Source organism: Moorena sp. SIO4A5 (assembly GCF_010672005.1).
GTDB lineage: Bacteria > Cyanobacteriota > Cyanobacteriia > Cyanobacteriales > Coleofasciculaceae > Moorena.
On record NZ_JAAHHZ010000117.1, the window covers coordinates 1 to 18,930 of the forward strand.

An 18,930-nucleotide genomic window follows, 5' to 3' on the forward strand; every position below is an offset into this window, starting at 1 on the left:
AGATGAAAATCCGTTCTAGAGGTACCAATGTCAGTGGTTCCGTTTGATGAGGAGCCGGATGATGTGAAAATGTCACGTCCGGTTCTGAAGACGAGTCGGTGAGGCGACTCACCGGCTTAGTTTAATAATGGTTAGAATATTTTGGCCAAAAGTTTGGCAGGATAACTGTCGCAGTAAATCCTGCTTATACAAGTCAAAACTGTTCTAATTGTGGCGAAGTGGTCAAGAAGTCGTTATCAACTAGAACCCATACCTGTAAGTGTGGGTGCCAATTAGATCGCGACCACAACGCCGCCAAAAACATCTTAACGAGAGCCTTGAGTACGGTGGGGCACACCGGAACTTATCAAAACGCTTGGGGAGATCTGTCCTCTACTCTTCCTGGTTCCGGCCTGGTTGAGCAAGATGGGTCTATGAACCAAGAATCCCCCGGTTTATAACCGTGGGGAGTGTCAAGAATTAAAGCTCTAGCAATTTGTTCTGTAGCCAGCACCAATCCCCCAGGAGTATGTAAAATAAGATCAATAGGAACATCTGGTGGAGTTAGACGGATTGCCCTGAGCACTTGTTCAGAATCTTCAATGGATATGTAGCGGGATACAGGGATGCCAAACAAGCTAATAGACTCTTGTCGGTGAATCAGTAAAATTAACCGACTTTTTCGCTTATGCTCGAATTCTTGCAAAGCTCGCAAACGTCTATATTGCATCTGGCGACGTTGCCACAAGGGCTGCAACGACGAGATGATCAGAAAAATCCAGAACAGATCAAAAAAGTTAAAGCTAAAGTTCATCGCTTACTTACAGGTATCAAGTAGTTGTACCCTTTATTTTTTCCGTGGTTAGGATGGTTTATTGCTAATTTTTAGTTTTTTTGGCTTAGTTTCGTGGGCTCATGCCTGGCTAGAGAAGCCCAGACTGTTTTGAAGTCCTATAACCTTTAGTTTAGGTAACCCCAAGACTCCTGTAAACTCACTTAAGTTAAGTTTTGTTACAAAAAGCCAATCTCAGCCATAAAAGTTAGGGTTAACCCTGATTAGTATTTAGTGACTCAATCGAGAGTATATGCCCTTACTAATCAGTTTGGTGATTGCCGCAGTAGCTACTTACCTTTCTCTGAACACTACAGAAGAAATATTGAAAGTGGCATCATTATTAATAGTGATAATTTGCCTGTTTATCAGCATTGTTTGTGCCCCACTACTAATTAAAGTGTTGATTGTGGGAGTTGTCCTACTAATTCCTAAAATTCCAAGGAAATCTTAAGTCTTGTGGCTGAATGCTTACAGTTAATCTTTCAAAAACATTAAAAATACTATACATTTTCCCGATTTGCAAGAAACCAGTCGTTAGGCTGGATATATAGAGCAACAATTCATTCAAAAAACGCGATCGCATAAACCCATGCTATTTGACCTAGCCAACCTCCCCTACTGGATCTTTTTGGGTATGGGAGTTCTATTGTTTGTGTTAGTCATTGTTTCCGGTGGCGGAGACGATGACATTGATATAGATGCAGATGTAGATCTGGATGTGGATCTGGATGTAGATGCAGATTTCGGTACTGATACAGATACTGATGCCGATGGTGAAGGTGGTATTGAGATTCTAGGATGGCTAGGTATCGGCAAAGCCCCCCTAATTTTGCTCCTGGCAACAGACTGTAGCCTTTTGGGACTTTTCGGCTGGATGTTCAATGTCATGATTGGTGGTGTTACTGGCAGTATTCCCACTGGGTTTTTAGCTGGGGTGGTATCAGTAATGTCATTGTTTCTGACCCTAGTTACCGGAGGATTCATCTCTCGACCGATAGGAAAAGTTTTCGCCTCCTTTGGAGAAGATACCAGTAGCGATCGCTTAGTTGGCTGTCACGGTACAGTTTCCTCTGCCACCCTTCCCAAGGAAAACCAAGGCAAAATCGGTCAAGTCGATGTCCTAGATCCAGCTCGTAATTTAGTTACAGTTAATGCCACCTTACCAACTTGGGCAACAGTTACTCCTAAACGGGGGAACAAAGTGTTAGTGATTGACCGACACCATCATAACTATCTCGTAGTCCTTAAAGATAGTGCTGATCAGCAAGCCTGGTTAGACAATGCTTATTAGTCAGCAAGGGCGCACAACCTGCTGTGATAACCTGCTGTGATGTATATCAGTTCCTCAAGATTATCATAAATTTTCTGATCTTCCCTGATTAGTATATAGAGCTCCATTTATCAGCAAATCGATTTAGCCATGTCAAACTCATCCATGAATACAACAACAGTGCAAACTGTTCCGATACATTCATCTCTAGCCCAGCTTCCTCCTGGAATTCTATTTTTCCCCGGTGTGATTGGAGGTCTGATTGTATTATTGCTATTAAGCATCTGGGCTTACACCAGAGTTTATGTCATCACCCCCAACAATGAGGCATTTTTGCGGACAGGTGGTGTCTTTATCAAAAAGAAAACGGTTATTCTCAGTGGCGGGTGTGTGGTTTTGCCAGGATTTCATGAACTTACCCGTGTCCCACTCAGAGAAATTTCTATTGATGTTGAGCGGACAGGTAACCTAGCAGTTCGGACCCAAGACTACCTGCGGGCTAATATGCGGGTAACCTTTTATGTCTGTATCAATGCCAATGAAGACGATGTGATTACTGCTGCCCAACGACTGTCTCGTGAAGGTAAAATTTCCCCCGAAGATATTAAAGAAGCTATCGAAAAACGGGCGGATGATGCTATTAGAGCAGCAGCCAAGAAAAAGAATTTGGCAGAAATTGATTCCGATAAATTAGGATTTGCTGATGAAGTGTTGAATTTGATTCAGCAAGACTTAAGAAAAGTCGGTTTAACCCTCAATAATATCGCGATTTCTGAGATAGAAGAGAGTGATACCTACGATACGAATAACTTCTTTGATGCCCAAGGAGTACGTCTGCGCACGGAAACTATTCAAAAATCAATTCAGCAAAAAACTGAAGTTGAGCTAAATACCAAAGTTGCCATTGAAGAGAAAGAACTCAACGCTGAAAAGCAATCCCTACGCATTGCCCAAGAACAAGAAGAAGCGAAACTGGCGCAAAAGCTTGAGGTTGAAGCCCTAAAAGCCCAGCGTGAGCGGGAAATAGAAGAAGCTAAAGCCACAGAAGCAGCCACAATTCAGCGGACTAAAATTTTACAGAATAAGTCTGTAGAAGAGGAAGAAATTCGCAAACTACTGGCCTTGCAGCAAAGCCAAATTGAAGCCGATATTACCCTCGAAGAACGGAATAAAGCCCTCAAGGTAGCCCAAACTCTGCAAAAACAAGAAGCGGAATTGGCAGAAATTAATCGTCAGAAAACCTTAGAAGAGGAAAAGGTTCAACAACAGCTGGCAGTCCAAGCTAAGAAAATTCAGGCAGATATTGAATTAGAAGAACGGAATAAAACCCTCAAGGTGGCACAAATCCTGCAAAAACAGGAAGCAGAAGTAGCAGAAGTTACTCGTCAGAAAACCGTCGATGCTGCCTTGCTTAATTCTCAGGTAGAATTGGCAGAAGCAGAACGAGAGTCAAAAATTGCTCAACAAGACGCTGCGATCGCAATTGCCGAAAAAGAACGCGATCGCTTCAATTCCGAAGCCGAACGAGCTCAAGCTGAAGCCGCTGTAGCCACCGCTACGGAAGTAGAAGAAGCCGAACGGCAACAACGCCTTTCTATCATTGCTGCTGAACAAGAAGCCGAACAACGGCGGATTGGTGAGCAAAACGTGATTGAAATCGATGTATTCCGCCGGTCTCGTCAAGCTGAAGCAGCCAGACAAGCAGCAGAACTAGAAGCTGAGTCGATCCGCACCCTAGCAGAAGCAAATCGGGATAAAGCCTTGGCAGAGGCAGAAGGTAAACGATCCCTGATCGAAGCCGAAAATTCCATCAGTGATGCTCAGCTAACTGCTAAAATTATCACTACCATATGGCCAGAGTTAGCCCATCAACTACCAGAAATTGCCAAAGCCTTGGCTCCCCAGCCAGGAATTTTGGGAGATACTCGGATTTACTCCTTCCCCGGTGTCAATGGCAATAATGGTAACGGAGTTAGCAGTGTAGGTGACATCAACAAACTGCTACTATCTACCAGTGGCTTATCAATGATTAATGGTTTGTTAGAGGAAGGCAAGCTAGGGGAGTTGATTAGTCAAATCCGCCAGATGATGACTCACAACAGTAGCACAATCACCAGTAACACAATCACACCAAAGGAGAAGAAAACCCCGACCACCGATATCATCCCATCACGGGCAGCAGCCACCTCAAACCTTACCGAAAAAAACCACCTTACCCGAAATTCATAAATTCATCTCACCGCCATAATCTTTGATTTGGCGGTGAGATGAATTTATGCCGACAAAAAAAGGACGGGGAGATTGTCCAAATCCGACGTTGATTTGTGGTATAATAAATTTATGATAGTTAGAGAAGCTAAACTGCTAAACGGATCATTAGCCCAATACCAAGCTTTAGATGAAGCTATACGAACCGCTCAATTCATCAGGAACAAGGCCGTTAGACTATGGCGTGATCAGCCAAAAGTAAACAAGGCTCGTCTATCTCTGTTGTGCAAAGAATTGGCTGGTGAGTTTCCCTTTGCTAAAAAGTTGAACTCAATGGCTCGTCAAGCTTCTGCTGAAAGGGCATGGCTATCAATCTCTAACTTCTATCGACGTTGTAGAGAGGGTGCTAAAAAGAAAGGTTATCCTCAGTTCAAGAAACATTCTCGCTCAGTTGAGTATAAAACCACGGGGTGGAAACTTTCACCTGAGTGCATGACCATCAACTTCACTGACGGGTTCAAGGCGGGTCAGTTTTCTGTGTTCTGCAACTATGAAACACGAGAGGACTTGTTCAGACTCAAAATCAATCGGGTACGAGTGGTCAGACGAGCCGATGGTTATTACGCCCAGTTCTGCTTTGATGCTAACCGAAAAGAGAAAGGTAGCTATACTGGGAATGTGGCGGGTCTTGATTTAGGGATCAAGTATTTTTACAAAGACCAAAACAACAATGCTGCCATCTACCCTAAGTATCTTAGGCAAGCTGAAAAGCGTTTAAAAAAACTACAACGTCGATTGTCCAGAAAGTTTGTAAGAGGTAAAAAACCTCAATCAAATAACTACCACAAAGCTAGAATTCGACTGGGGAAATGCCATTTGAAGGTTCAAAGACAGCGTAAAGACTGGGCTGTAAAACAAGCTCGGTGCGTAGTCCACTCTCACGATGTGGTTGTCTATGAAGACCTCAAAATCAGCAATATGGTCAAGAACCATCACTTGGCAAAGTCGATATCCGATGCCGGTTGGTATCAATTCACCCAATGGTTAAACTACTACGGTAATATTTGGGATAAGACTGTGATTGCGGTCAACCCAAACTACACCAGTCAAGATTGTTATAACTGTGGTTATCGGGTGAAAAAATCTCTCAGTACCAGAACTCACAAATGTCCTCGTTGTCAAACATAAATTTGTAGAGACACGAACGCTGCTCTCAACATTTTGAAGCGTGGCTTAGAAGTTTTAGGTATTGAGTACAACAGCGGTGCGACCCCGCACGGGTTCCCCGTGCTAGGAAACGCGCACCAAGAGAGTACCCAAGGGCATTGGGAAACTGCCGTTGATTCGGAAACGCTTGGGGAGAGTGCAACCTCTGTTGATGAGAGGAAACTTGATTCAATAAGTTGTCTCAATGAACCAAGAATCACATATTGTGAGAATCCCCCGTTAGAATCTCCGATTTAACGGGGGAGTATGTCAACCACCCAAGCATCAAGAAACCCAAATCAGGGCAAGGCTAAGGTGCGCTTGACCCATTAAGAATTAAATTCGCCACGGGTCGCACCTGAAGTATGAAGGTAAGCATTCAGCACTCAGCGCTCAGTCGTCAGCTTTTGGCTCACGTTACTTGAGGTGCTTATTTGCTTCAAAAGCACCGATTGCGCTACTTGAGGTGCTGCGCGAACAGTAGCGTGGCCTTTGGCCAAGGCTCTTGGCCACGCTACGCGAATAGCTGATAGCTGATAGCTGATAGCTAAATGCTTACGTATTAAGAATTCATAATTTATACTTCATGCTTCACAATTCATAGTTTCTTTGTATAGTTCGAGCAATCTTCGCTCCAATTTGATAACCTAGCTAAAATAATCTCGGAAGAAAAACAGCGTGGATATTCAAATTGGGCGAGGTAAGATAGCTCGCAGAGCCTACGGCATAGATGAAATTGCACTTGTTCCCGGACAGCGGACACTCGACCCCAGTTTGGCTGATACTCGCTGGCGTATTGGTGGTATTGAACGGGAAATTCCGATTATCGCCAGCGCTATGGATGGGGTGATTGATGTGTCCATGGCAGTCAAGTTGTCCCAAATTGGGGCAATGGGGGTTCTCAACTTAGAAGGGATTCAAACCCGTTATGCTGACCCATCACCGATTCTAGACCGCATTGCTTCGGTGGGAAATTCTGAGTTTGTTCCCCTGATGCAGGAACTTTATAGTTCACCGATTAAGCCAGAATTGATTACCCAGCGAATTCGGGAAATCAAGGACCAAGGTGGTATTGCAGCTGTGAGTCTGACCCCTGCTGGAGCCAGTAAATATAGTCAGGTAGTGGCAGAGGCTGGTGCTGATTTAATGTTTGTTCAAGCAACAGTCGTTTCTACAGCTCACCTGTCACCAGAGTCCATCAATCCCCTGGATTTGGCACAGTTTTGTCAGGATATGCCCATGCCAGTAATTTTGGGGAATTGCGTGACCTACGACGTTGCCCTCAATTTGATGAAAGTTGGGGCAACTGCTGTCTTGGTGGGTATTGGTCCTGGTGCTGCTTGTACCTCTCGGGGTGTCTTGGGTGTCGGTGTACCTCAGGCAACAGCAGTTGCCGATTGCGCTGCTGCCCGTGACGACTACTATCAGGAAACCGGTAACTATGTCCAAGTGATTGCTGATGGCGGTTTAATTACAGGAGGTGACATTTGTAAGTGTATTGCTTGTGGTGCTGATGGGGTGATGATTGGTTCTCCTTTTGCCCGTGCCAAAGAAGCTCCCGGACAAGGGTTTCATTGGGGTATGGCAACCCCTTCGAGCGTGCTACCCCGTGGGACACGAATAAAAGTGGGCAGCACTGGCACACTTGAGCAAATTCTGACTGGACCAGCCCAAATGGATGATGGCACCCACAACCTTTTGGGAGCCTTGAAAACCAGTATGGGAACCCTCGGAGCAAAAAACCTCAAGGAAATGCAACAAGTGGAAGTAGTGATTGCTCCTTCTCTGCTAACAGAAGGAAAGGTATACCAGAAAGCTCAGCAGTTGGGTATGGGTAAATAGTATAGTCTCTAGTTGAATAATTATCATTCTTGGTTGTTCATCAATTGAAAAAGGTGCGACCCGTGGCTAATTTAATTCGCCGTTCGCGCCCCGCGTCTTTGTAGGAGAACGGAAAGCGCACCTATAGAAACTTGATCATTGACAATTACCAAATTATTTGGTAATTGAGAACTTGAACAGCTTTTCTACAGGTTTCTAAAGTTCACGAACAACTGTTGTCAATAGTTTTGTTGTCAATAGTTTAAGCGCTGAGTATATATACTTATCGCAACCACCGCCAATCGTCAAAATTTTTCGACTGGCTTGGAAATTGCTGAAAAAAAATAAACGGTGACATACAATGGAAAAAGCGGAGACAAATGTTTCCGTTCACTCCTCACACCACACTCCGCCCGGACAGAGTTCGGGCGGTTCCTTATTTTGTTCGCGTAGCGTGGCCTTTGGCCAAGGTTGTTTGGTTGAAAGTTGTTTGGTTGAAAGTTGTTTGGTTGAAGGTTGTTTGGTTGAAGGTTGTTTGGTTAAAAGTTGTTTGGTTAAAAGTTGTTTGGTTGAAGGTTGTTTGGTTGAAGGTTGTTTGGTTGAAGGTTGTTTGGTTGAAGGTTGTTTGGTTGAAGGTTGTTTGGTTGTTCGCCTTTGGCGTTCGGTGTAGGGTAGGTTGAACGCGATGGACGTTCGCGTAGGGTCGGCCTTTCGGCCACGCTTTCGCCGTAGGCGACGCTGCGCGAACGCGAACGGCTCTGCCGAGAGTCCCGCAATCGAGCGATGCGCGTAGCGCAGCCAAAGGCGATCGCGTGGCGGAAAGGCCAAGGTTGAGACGATAACCTGTAACCTGTAACCTGTAACCTGTAACCTTCAACCTGTAACCTTCAACCTGTAACCTTCAACCTGTAACCTTCAACCTGTAACTTTCAACCTGTAACCTTCAACCTGTAACCTTCAACCTGTAACCTTCAACCTGTAACCTTCAACCTGTAACCTTCAAGCTGTAACCTGTAACCTGTAACTTGTAACCGCCTCACCTGTTCCGCCCTATGGGAGTGTTAACTTTTGCCCAAGATATTTAATCGGTGTTGTGACTATGGTAAAATTTCGGAGGTACGTAGCAAAAGTATTCGCAAGGATTTCCAGGCATGTCAACAGCCGCCCCACAAGTTACAGACTCCAGCTTTCAGGCAGAGGTACTTGAGAGCGACATCCCAGTATTGGTAGATTTTTGGGCACCTTGGTGCGGTCCCTGTCGGATGGTGTCTCCGGTTGTGGATGAGATAGCACAGCAGTACGAAGGTCAGGTGAAAGTCGTTAAGCTGAACACCGACGAAAATCCTAAGGTGGCAGGTGATTATGGTATCCGCAGTATACCAACCTTGATGATTTTCAAGGGAGGCCAACGAGTAGATATGGTGGTGGGTGCAGTCCCCAAAACTACCTTGGCTAATACTCTAGAAAAGCACCTCTAATGGCAAAAGGCTTGTAGGCAAAAGGGGACATGTAAAAGATTGCTTCCAACCTCCTCAGATCCTCAGCTATTCGTCACCAATCTTAAATTGACCAACGGACATCTGCAACTTCTGGGCAACCTCGACAGTTGTTCGTAGGGATTGAGAGACTTCGCCAGAAGAATGAGAGGTTTGTCGGGAGGTGGCAGCAATTTCCTGTATTAAGTCAGTAACGTCCCGAGATGTTTTGGCTTGGGAAACTGTGGCGTTAGAAATAGATTGGACTAACTGGTCAATCTCATGGGAGACGGCAACAATTTCTTCTAGGCTCTGTTTAGCCTTGAAAACCATTTGGGTTCCATCAACCACTTGTTTTTTTCCGTCTTCCATGGCTTTGACCACCTCTTGGGTTTCCTGCTGAATGGTGTCAATCACCTGTTCAATGTCTTTGATGGCATTGGCTGACTGGGTTGCTAGTCTACCCACTTGTTCCGCAACCACTCGGAACCCTTCTCCCTCTTCTCCCGCACGGCTCGCTTCAATCCCAGCATTGACTGACAGTAAATTAGTCTGTACGGCTATTTCCTGTACCAAGCCAACTACTTTAGCAATCTCCTTAGAGGATTCCCCTAGCAGCTTTACTTTGTTTGCTGTGTTGACTACAGTCTCTCGCAAATTTACAATAGTCACAACCGTGCTATCCATAGCTTGCCCACTAGTAAGGGCAGCGTTTGAGGCGATGTGAGAAACCTCTGCTGCTTGGCGGGCATTATTTGAGACGGCTTCAATCGAGTACATCATCTGCTCAATAGAGCTTAGTGTGTGGGTAATCTTATCTGACTGAGCCATTGCTTGCTGGGCTAATTCACCCACTGCCTGTTCATCAGCAGCAACAGCAGTATTCACTTGAGTCGAGCCAAGTTTGACCTGGATTACAATTTGCCGCAAACTTTCCATCAGGGCATTAAAGAAGTCTGCCACTGTACCAATTTCCCCCTCACCCACTTCTGCCCGGACTGTGAGGTCTCCCTTGGCAGCATTTTCCACATTATACAAGAGTTCCAGGACTTGGTGCTGGAGTGCTTCTTTTTGCTGACGTTGCTCAATAGCATTTAACTCCGCCGCCCGGCGTGCTTGTTCGATTTGATCAGAGGTTGATGCTGCTTTCTTTAGCGCTAAGTCCGCGTCTACTCGTGCTTGTTGTAACTGTTCAAACAGATCAGCTTGGTTGAGGGCAAAGCCGATCTGAATCGCCAATTGTTTTAATAAATCGGCCTCTTCTGGCTGCCAGTCCCGTGGCTCAGAACACTGGTGAGCACATAATAAACCTACCAGTTCCTCCTCATGCAAAATGGGCGCAACCATATTGGCTTTGACCTGTAGCCGTTCGAGAATATCACAGTGGCAGCCCGTTAAGCTAGCTTCATAGACGTTATGGCAAACCCAGACTCGCCCACTTTTGAACCGATCCAAAGACCCTTCCCGCAATGGGTCATTGATAATTTTCCCCATGGCTTCAATCCAACCAGGTGCTACGGATTCCGCCATGATTGTTCCACTATCCCACCCTTCATTGAAGCTATAGATCAGCACCCGGTCGGTTTGCAAGATGCTGCGAACTCCATCTACTGAAGTACTTAGGATATTTTCTGATGTCACAGATTTATAAAGAAGGCTGGTAAACTCAGCCAATAACTGGGAGCGCTCCGCTATGGCTTGCTGGAGAAAAGCCTGTTGAGCGAGAGCTTCTTCCTTAGATACGATGTTGTCAGCAAGTTTATTGAAGGTATCTGCCAGTTGACCAAGTTCATCAGTAGCTATGACCTCAGCACGGGTTTCGCGATCGCCTGCGGCAAATTTATGGGTAGTCTGCTGTAGCATTTTAATCGGTTCAGCAATTGACCGCCCCAGCAGAATTGCCAAAAATACATCTGTTGCTAATGCCAAGAACACAACGGACCCTTGTAGCAGTAGGCTACCTGTAAGAAAAGCATTCAGGTCAGATTCGCTAGTCCCCCGCACTAATACTGCCACCGGTTCTCCCTGAGAATCCATTAGAGCTTTTGCTGCCATGGTGTAGGTTTGGTTTCCTACCTTCTGACGGTCGGTAACTAACTCGTCTACTTTACCAACATTAACGACTTTCTCAAGTAGGGATGGATTAGGTAAGGGAATATCAGATTGGGCTTGCTCCCAATTGGCAGCTTTACCTTGGTCTAAGGCTGTTACTAAGGTAAATTCTCCCGAAGGCTGATGCAAATAAACAGCACTGTAGCCTCCGTTAAAGGTTTTCAGGGTTTCCTTGACAATGGGTTCCTTGCCATTAACAATATCCCCAGAAACCAAAGCACCAATCACATCATCAGTTTTTGGGTCTTTTACTGGTGTGACCGTGTAACGAATTAGGGCACCTTGCTTTAGGGCATCTTGCTTCATCAACCCCTCAGGTAAAGGGGGTGATTCTTTTCTCAATTCTTGCCAGCTGACAATTTGATTAGCTGTAATTTGCTCAGACTGCTTGAGGACTTGACTAACCAGGTTATTGGGATTAAACGTTTCTCCTTTCCGGTCAGCATTAGCATTAACAATAATTCGTAAATCTTTGTCCACCAGAGTGGCATATTCAATCTGGCGAGCTTTAACTTCATTCTGGAGAATTTGCTTAACTTGTCCCTCTAGTGATTTGGACAATAACTGATTTCTACTATGGGCAAGAGCAGCTTCAAGAATAGCAGTATTTTCCGATTGACCACGGAACCCAAACCCCATTTGGTTGATTTTAATGTTGTAGTTTATTTCTGTGACAGCCAACTCTGACTGAGCTTGCCCACGTAATTGAGCTCTTCCCCCTATGATAATTAATAATGCTCCTACACCCATCAGTGCAGCCACAGAGATTACTTCGGAGGAAAACAAACCAACAATTTGCTTGGTTTTAACTGGTAAGTTATAAAACCATTGTAGGCGTGATTTTTTGCTTTGTTGAGAGGAAGAAATTTTGATGGTAGTGGTTGGCTTGATTACCGGGCGCAATTGTATACCTGTCATTAGTGAGTAACTATTCAACTAGAATAATATAGATTTTTTTTTAAAATAATAAAATATATAGCCGATATTATATTAATCAGTAATCAGGTACAGACAATTATTTTACCCCTGTTACCTAAAATCCAAAACTTGTGTACTTTACCTATTTTTTTGAATATTTTTGGCTCTTCCGTACTTGTTATGCTAAATTAACACTTTCTTGATGCAAAGCGCGAGTGGGGGAAACCACGGCAGTCGCTGGGGGAACGGCAGTCGCTCATGGGGGAAACCCCCAAGACCGCGCTGCCTCCCCAAGACCGCGCTGCCTCCCCAAGACCGCGCTGCATCGCTTGGCAAAGGGACTTCGGAGCAGGGAGTAGGGAGCAGTGGAAAGAGGCAGTATTTAGAAATTATTGTTAATTAAATACATTTCCCTTGTAGAGTAAGCTTTCTGATTTTTTTTACTTGAAATGAGCGCATAGCAGGTACTGAAGAACCATATTTTTTAAATGCTACCATTATTATGACAGGAGTGTTTTATCTGTCATTTCTATATAAAAAAAATAATAATAGCAAGCTAGCTATTATAACAACCGAAATAACTTACTATGAAGTAAATCTATTTTTAGGTATTAATTTATTTTATTTATTTATTTGATTTAATATATAAACTCTTTAAAAGATTAGGGTATAATTAGTATTACTACTCCTAGGACTCAACTGATGAATCAAACCACAGCCAACTTAACAATGTCCACTAGCTGCTGTTTAGAAAAAGGTTTGGTGAGATAGGCATCAGCGCCTTGTTTCATACCCCAGAGACGGTCGATGTCCTGATTTTTAGAAGAACAAATAACAATGGGAATGCTAGTGGTATCCCGATGGTTCTTCAGGCTGCGGCACAACTCGAAGCCACTCATTCCTGGCATAACTATATCTAGAACTATAACATCAGGTTTTTCCGTTACTGCCTTATCCAAAGCATCTTTAGCATCGGCAATACAAATAACTGTGTTACCACTGTCCCGTAGGTATCTAGCCATTAACTCTAACTGAGCCAGGTTATCTTCCACAATCAAAACTTTACTCATAGTTCAATTAATTGGTTGGTGTTTAACACTATAATCTAATCATGAACTTGTTGACTGTTGACTATTGGTTTACTATTGAATGTTGACTGTCCAATAGGGTCAACTCAACAAAAAACGTTCAATTCAATAAACTTTTCATTGACCTAGTCAAAACTAAAACTTTAATAAAACTTTAATAAAACTTTAATAATTAATACGGATAATTAGAACGGTTCGAGCTTACTGCTATGGACTTAATCCAAAGACAGTAGTAGAGTTAGTTTACTGGTGCATACATAATAAAATAACCCCAAGACTAACGGATTAGTGTTAGCTACCGTCAACTGAGGAATTGCTGAAAATTTATACATATGCACTTGACAAGCTAAAGAAGCGCTATAGAAATGCACGAAATTCGCGCTCTTTAAATTAAAACATATGTCTTAGTTAAATATATCCAAAAAATTTTAGCTTGTCCACGGAGCTGATAAGATACAATACCACGGGAATGACTAAAATGCTCATGACTGGTATATCTGCTACATCAACTCCACGGGACATCCACCGACAGCAATTTCCGGCATTAGCCCACAAAGCCTATTTCAATTTTGGGGGCCAAGGGACTCTGCCTCTGGTATCTCTAAATGCTATCCAACAAGCCTATGAGTATCTGCAGCGCTATGGCCCATTCTCGGGTAAAGTCAATGACTGGGTTACCGAGGAATCCCACAAAACTAGAAGTGCGATCGCATCAGAGTTGGGGACATCAGCAGAAACGATCACAATAACAGAAAATGTTACTGTTGGCTGCAATATTGCCATGTGGGGGATTGATTGGCAACCGGGTGATCACATCCTGATGAGTGATTGTGAACACCAAGGCATTATCGCTACTGCCCAGGAAATTTCCCGTCGCTATCAGGTAGAGGTATCTACTTGTCCAATTATGGCAACTCTAAATCAGGGAGACCCCACTAAAACTATTGAGCAATACTTACGACCTCAGACGCGATTGGTGGTATTGAGTCATCTACTGTGGAATACCGGTCAAGTATTGCCAGTCAAGGATATTACTCAAGTGTGTCACAACTATGATCAGAGTAGCCAATTGGTGAGGGTTCTAGTGGATGCAGCTCAGTCAGTAGGTTCTTTGCCCTTAAATCTAACTGAACTGGGGGCAGATTTCTATGCCTTTACCGGTCACAAGTGGTGGTGTGGCCCAGAAGGAGTGGGAGGTCTCTATGTGAGTCCAGATGCCTTGAGCAGCCTCAATCCCACATTTATTGGTTGGCGGGGGATTATTCTGGATAAAGCTGGGAAACCTGTGGATTGGCAACCAGATGGACAAAGATTTGAAGTGGCTACCTCGGCTTATCCCCTGTATGGAGGATTACGTAGTGCGATCGCAATTCATCAGCAATGGGGAACTGCTGAGGAACGTTATCAGCAAATTTGTCAATTGAGTGAATACCTATGGCAAGGCTTATCCAAGTTGGAAGCAGTCAGGTGTTTGGCTACTTCACCTCCCAAAGCTGGTCTGGTGTCCTTTGTGTTGACTAATGGCAAGCGCCATAACACGTTAGTAGAGTTTCTGGAGCAGCAAGGCTTTTTGCTACGAACTCTCCGGGACCCAGACTGTGTCCGTGCCTGTGTTCACTACTTCACCCAGCCGGATGAAATTGATAGGTTGATTGAGGCCATTGATGGGTTTAGTTTTGATAATTAATCAGAAAAGCTTAAGTCAAAGCTTAAGTCAAAGCTTAAGTCAAAGTTTAAGTAAAGATGCACCCCATTAGATAGTCATGGCCTACGATTCACACACATTTCATACTTTCTATAATGAGGGGCTAGTGTTTGCGATCGCATTTGCAGTTAGGTTTGTTTTGTATGAGTTGATGTTTGTTTTCGTTGACGATTGACGGTTAAGGGTTGACGGTTAACTGTCAACCCTTAATATCATCTCAGGATAATTAGCCTTAATAAAAATCTCCCCCATCTCCCCACACCTCCCACCCTCTAACTCAATCCGCGCCGAGGCTCCATACTTTTATGATGGGTATTAAACTGGACTTGATATTACACCCCTACTTACTTCCTCTGGCCTATCCCGGAGTAAATCCATAATTTCATCAGTGTAGCGATGGAATTCGGGATTACGCTTGATTTTGTAAGTGCGCTCACCCTGTAACTCAATCCGCAATTCCCGTTGAATTGTACCAGGTCGTGCTGTCAGCACATAAATCCTTTGAGACAAAAACACTGCCTCTTCTACATCATGGGTAATCATTAATATGGTGCAACCTGTCCGCTGCCAAACCTCAAGCAAAAACTGTTGCATGGTTTCCTTAGTTTGTACATCAAGTGCGCCAAAGGGTTCATCCATCAGCAGGATTTTAGGATGACAGGCTAGAGCTCTTGCGATCGCAACCCGTTGTTTCATGCCCCCAGATAATTCTTTCGGATAGGACTTAGCAAACCCAGACAGCCCAACCACATCTAAATAATAAGCAGCCTGTTCTCGGCGTTTTTGCTTTGGGACACCTTGCAGCTTTAAGCCAAACTCCACATTATGGATCACATTCATCCAAGGGTATAGGGTATATCGTTGGAAAACCATGCCTCGCTCTGAACTAGGTCCAGTCACCGTCAAACCATCAACCGTAATTTCTCCAGCTGTAGGCATATCTAAACCAGCTATCAGACGCAACAGGGTAGACTTACCCGAACCAGATGCACCCACAGCACAGACCAATTCCCCCGTTTCAACATGCATATTAATATCCTTTAGGGCAACGATAGTACCTTGTTTCGTGGGAAACTGTTTGTAAAGGTGGGAAATTTCTAAGTGCATGGTTTTTTATTATTAGTGATATTGGTAATTCGGTATTAGGTCTTGAGTATTCAGTATTAGGTCTTGAAATTTTCAATTTTCCTCCAAGCCTTTTACCTTTTGCCTGTGATTACGTAAGCCTATCCTGTTCGCGTGGCACAGGCTTTGGCCTTGGCCTTTGGGCCACGCTACGCGAATGGCCACGCTGTGCGAACGACGCTGGGAAGTAGCCCATTAGCTGACAGCTTACCTTCAACCTTCAACCTTCAACCTTCAACCTTCAACCTTCAACCTTCAACCTTCAACCTTCAACCTTCAACCTTCAACCTTCAACCTTCAACCTTCAACCTTCAACCTTCAACCTTCAACCTTGGCCTTTCGGCCACGCTACGCGAACAACCGTTAACAAAAAATCTAATCAATCGCCCATTTACAGGTAAGTCTGAGCAGCAATCGGAAGGATAAATCAATGGCAAATCCGATTAATCCTAGAATAATCAAGCAGGCAAATATTTCATCGGTTTTTAGAAACTTTTGGGCTAGCAAAATACGTTTACCTAGTCCCACTTTTGCGGCGACCAATTCTGCTACAATCACTAAATTCCAAGATGCTGCCATGTTGACTCGAAATGCATCAATAATATTGGGAATCACATAGGGAGTAATCACCTGTAATAGGACTTGTCTTCGTAGTCCTCCCAAGGTGTAGGTGCTTTCAATTAAATCCTTGGGAACAAACTTTACGGCATCCATAATCATTAAGGTATTGAAAAAGACAGTACCGATAAAAATAAGTGCAATTTTCGGTGCTTCATCAATACCTAGATAGATAATGAATAGAGGGATAAATGCCGGAGCTGGCATATAGCGAACAATACCAATTATTGGTTCTGTTAACCCTCGGATACTGGCAAATGCTCCCATGGAAATCCCCAAGGGAATGGAAATAAGTGCTGCTAACAGAAAGCCAGCAAAAACTCTGAGTATGCTAGCAATAGTATCTTGAATAAGAAAGCCTTGTTGCCACAAACGGATAACGGCTTTACCCACGTCAATCGGTGACGGGAGGAAGACGGAATCAACGCCAGCAAAACTTGAGATGAGCCACCAAACAACAAACGGAATAGTAACTGATAGGATAATTAAGATCCAGTTTAAGGATTTGGGAATATCCTCAGCAATGCGCCAAAAAACGGTAGGCTTTAGAGATCTGGTTGTCTGGGAACTATTCATTAAAGAGTCTAAGAAATGTGTAGGGTGCGTTATACGTCGTTAACGCACCGGTTTAATTCGATAGCTTATTAATCACTAAGAACGACCTGCGGCATAGGCTTTTACAAACTGGTCATCAAGTATCTTATCTAAATCAGGAACTTTTTGAATAAATCCCACATCCAGCATAAACTGAGACATTTTTTTAGCGGCAAACGGCATATGCTTCATACTATTACCAGGGCTAAATGCCTCTAGGTTTTCTTCCAGGGTAAATATTCGAGTTCCTTCTTTAAACTGTTGGAATTCCTCAACACTAACATTAGCGCGTTCCGCCAGCAGTTCATCGGCCTTATTGGGATTATTTTTCATAAACTCCAGGATATCAAACCAAGTATTCACTAGACCTTGAACTTGCTCAGGACGTTCATCAATCAGCTTTTGAGTCACTACAAGTAAGTCAGGAATTGCCCCAGGAAATGCTTTTGAACTAATTAATTCTTTACTTCCCTTTCGTTTTAGGGCAGTGAGCCAAAAGGGAGGGAATGCACCCACGGCATCTACTTTACCTGCTGCAAATGCTGCTGCTGCTGCCCCAGTTTCTAAGGGTACAATTTCCACATCTTTTCTGGACATTCCCTTTTCTTCTAGGGCTAAGCTAAGCAAGAAGTCATCTACAACTCCCTCTTCTATCGCTACCTTTTTCCCTTTCAAATCTTTCAGGGAATTAATTTCTGCTGTGACAATAATCTTGTCATTGCCAGCAGAGTTATCATTCACCAGAACCGCTACTTCACCATTAACAGCATCAGCAGCAAAAGATATCGTATCATTAAGGGTTTGGCAATTAGCATCCAGTTTTCCTGCTGCCAAAGCTTCCATGGATTCCAGGTAGCCATCAAACCATTTTAGTTGTACATTAAGGCCATTGGCTTCAAATAAACCTTCTTTTTCCGCAATGTACCACGGCCACCAACCAGGCCAACTGCTGTATCCCATAACAATGGGAGTAGAATCTTTAACGGCTTGGGACGTATCTGAGGGTTTGGTGTTTGGGGATTGGTTGCAGCTAATAGCTAGGACTAAACTAAGTAGAAATACAGCACATAGGGATAGTAATTTGGGAATTTTCATTAAAAATTGAGGCAGTATAACACACCTACACTCCTAGAGTTAGGTGGGAATGAATGCTGCACCTCCAACTAATGGTTTACCGATTAATCCGACACTGGGTTCAAGTAACCGTTTTTTCTGGGCAGAAAATTTTCCAAGTCTTTTCCAGTTAACATCTGACCCAGACACCGATCATACCATCCACACTTCCCTTTCAGGAGTGTTGGATGTGACATGGTAGATGGCTGCTAAAGTTACACCGTCCATTGCCTGGTTGGCTGGGATCTGCTTATTTTTGTCAGCTTTATCTTTGTATAGCCTGATGTTCTAAGGTTAGAGGTTTCCCCAGAAGTGTTTAATCCAGCTATCAAAGTTTACCAAAATTGCTAATGTCTGTCTATCGTTGTTGTGAACAGAGCAAGAATTAGGATAAAGATGCTAAAAACTGTAGTTAAAGATACCAAGTTAATCTAAAACTAGTTCATCCGAAGTTCCCTGATCTAAAGTTAAACACTTCTGCATCCCACCTTGAGTGATCAGGAACCTAATCAATCATTATATAGATTGAAAAGATAAGAATTTATAGGAATTTGTGGGTCTTTTTGTAACGCTTCCCTTGCACCATCACTTGCGCCCTCACCCTATAAGCTCATAGTTCTGGTGTGAGGAATTCTAGTTTGGGTAAAATGCAATCAGCCAGGTCTAACTAAGGGGAATCACCATGCTAAAGTATGACCCATTACAATATCTTCCTACTTCCGAGGAGTTACCCTCTTCTGATAACACCCCTGTGGATAACGAACTGCAAGATTTAATTCCCCACTTGCTCAAAGGGATCTTATCCTTAATCTGGCAACAGCGCTATGACTGGTTTTTTGGAATTGATATGGGCTACTATTACC

Annotated in this window: 15 protein-coding genes and 2 pseudogenes; 10 read left to right on the plus strand and 7 right to left on the minus strand. The window is 43.7% G+C overall.

Features of this window, described 5'->3' with window-relative positions; all coding sequences use genetic code 11:
• Positions 1-128 precede the first annotated feature (128 nt).
• Positions 129-440: pseudogene (locus F6K57_RS26520) on the plus strand (transposase); the annotation flags it as partial.
• Here the strand turns inward: F6K57_RS26520 and F6K57_RS26525 are convergent.
• A complete protein-coding gene (locus tag F6K57_RS26525) occupies positions 347-793 on the minus strand; it encodes a hypothetical protein (protein ID WP_364304216.1) in 447 nt (148 codons plus the stop codon). The pseudogene F6K57_RS26520 and the gene F6K57_RS26525 sit on opposite strands and share 94 nt — an antisense overlap.
• A gap of 610 nt (positions 794-1,403) precedes the next feature.
• Between F6K57_RS26525 and F6K57_RS26530 the strand changes: the two genes are divergently transcribed.
• The 4 genes from F6K57_RS26530 (at position 1,404) to F6K57_RS26545 (ending at position 7,340) form a co-directional block, all read left to right on the plus strand.
• Positions 1,404-2,105: an OB-fold-containig protein gene (locus tag F6K57_RS26530; RefSeq protein ID WP_293024812.1), complete on the plus strand. Its 702-nt coding sequence runs from the start codon at positions 1,404-1,406 to the stop codon at positions 2,103-2,105.
• Positions 2,106-2,234: 129 nt separating this feature from the next.
• On the plus strand, positions 2,235-4,313 hold the full coding sequence (locus F6K57_RS26535; protein ID WP_293071510.1) for an SPFH domain-containing protein: 2,079 nt from the start codon (positions 2,235-2,237) through the stop codon (positions 4,311-4,313).
• A 72-nt stretch (positions 4,314-4,385) separates the two neighbouring features.
• Complete coding sequence (locus F6K57_RS26540) at positions 4,386-5,480, plus strand: transposase (protein WP_364304219.1); 1,095 nt, start codon at positions 4,386-4,388, stop codon at positions 5,478-5,480.
• A 696-nt stretch (positions 5,481-6,176) separates the two neighbouring features.
• The gene (locus tag F6K57_RS26545) at positions 6,177-7,340 is read left to right on the plus strand and encodes a GuaB3 family IMP dehydrogenase-related protein (RefSeq protein ID WP_293071511.1); all 1,164 of its coding nucleotides are present in this window, start codon (positions 6,177-6,179) and stop codon (positions 7,338-7,340) included.
• Between the two features lie 415 nt (positions 7,341-7,755).
• On the opposite strand, the gene F6K57_RS26550 is transcribed toward F6K57_RS26545, so the two are convergent.
• Complete coding sequence (locus tag F6K57_RS26550; RefSeq protein ID WP_364304221.1) at positions 7,756-8,196, minus strand: pentapeptide repeat-containing protein; 441 nt, start codon at positions 8,194-8,196, stop codon at positions 7,756-7,758.
• Between the two features lie 274 nt (positions 8,197-8,470).
• On the opposite strand from F6K57_RS26550, the gene trxA reads away from it, so the two are divergent.
• Positions 8,471-8,797 (plus strand): thioredoxin, encoded by a 327-nt coding sequence (gene trxA / locus F6K57_RS26555; RefSeq protein WP_075896319.1) that lies wholly within the window; start codon positions 8,471-8,473, stop codon positions 8,795-8,797.
• A gap of 66 nt (positions 8,798-8,863) precedes the next feature.
• On the opposite strand, the gene F6K57_RS26560 is transcribed toward trxA, so the two are convergent.
• On the minus strand, positions 8,864-11,824 hold the full coding sequence (locus F6K57_RS26560) for a methyl-accepting chemotaxis protein (protein WP_293071513.1): 2,961 nt from the start codon (positions 11,822-11,824) through the stop codon (positions 8,864-8,866).
• 707 nt (positions 11,825-12,531) lie between these two features.
• Positions 12,532-12,894: a response regulator gene (locus F6K57_RS26565; RefSeq protein ID WP_070391006.1), complete on the minus strand. Its 363-nt coding sequence runs from the start codon at positions 12,892-12,894 to the stop codon at positions 12,532-12,534.
• Positions 12,895-13,381: 487 nt separating this feature from the next.
• Here F6K57_RS26565 and F6K57_RS26570 point away from each other — a divergent pair, with 487 nt between their 5' ends.
• The gene (locus F6K57_RS26570) at positions 13,382-14,599 is read left to right on the plus strand and encodes an aminotransferase class V-fold PLP-dependent enzyme (RefSeq protein WP_293071514.1); all 1,218 of its coding nucleotides are present in this window, start codon (positions 13,382-13,384) and stop codon (positions 14,597-14,599) included.
• 333 nt (positions 14,600-14,932) lie between these two features.
• Here F6K57_RS26570 and F6K57_RS26575 read toward each other — a convergent pair whose 3' ends face one another.
• The gene (locus F6K57_RS26575; RefSeq protein ID WP_293071515.1) at positions 14,933-15,724 is read right to left on the minus strand and encodes an ABC transporter ATP-binding protein; all 792 of its coding nucleotides are present in this window, start codon (positions 15,722-15,724) and stop codon (positions 14,933-14,935) included.
• A gap of 132 nt (positions 15,725-15,856) precedes the next feature.
• Here F6K57_RS26575 and F6K57_RS26580 point away from each other — a divergent pair, with 132 nt between their 5' ends.
• Positions 15,857-16,168, plus strand: coding sequence for a hypothetical protein (locus F6K57_RS26580; protein ID WP_293071516.1), 312 nt, complete (start codon positions 15,857-15,859; stop codon positions 16,166-16,168).
• On the opposite strand, the gene F6K57_RS26585 is transcribed toward F6K57_RS26580, so the two are convergent.
• Both F6K57_RS26585 and F6K57_RS26590 read right to left on the minus strand, forming a co-directional pair.
• Complete coding sequence (locus F6K57_RS26585) at positions 16,118-16,936, minus strand: ABC transporter permease (RefSeq protein ID WP_293071517.1); 819 nt, start codon at positions 16,934-16,936, stop codon at positions 16,118-16,120. The genes F6K57_RS26580 and F6K57_RS26585 overlap by 51 nt on opposite strands.
• Positions 16,937-17,011: 75 nt before the next feature.
• A complete protein-coding gene (locus F6K57_RS26590) occupies positions 17,012-18,049 on the minus strand; it encodes an ABC transporter substrate-binding protein (protein ID WP_293071518.1) in 1,038 nt (345 codons plus the stop codon).
• Between the two features lie 49 nt (positions 18,050-18,098).
• Here F6K57_RS26590 and F6K57_RS26595 point away from each other — a divergent pair, with 49 nt between their 5' ends.
• Positions 18,099-18,269 carry a hypothetical protein gene (locus F6K57_RS26595; protein WP_293071519.1) on the plus strand — a complete coding sequence of 57 codons (171 nt, stop codon included), beginning with the start codon at positions 18,099-18,101 and terminating at the stop codon, positions 18,267-18,269.
• A 480-nt stretch (positions 18,270-18,749) separates the two neighbouring features.
• Positions 18,750-18,930, plus strand: a pseudogene (locus tag F6K57_RS26600) (hypothetical protein); the annotation flags it as partial.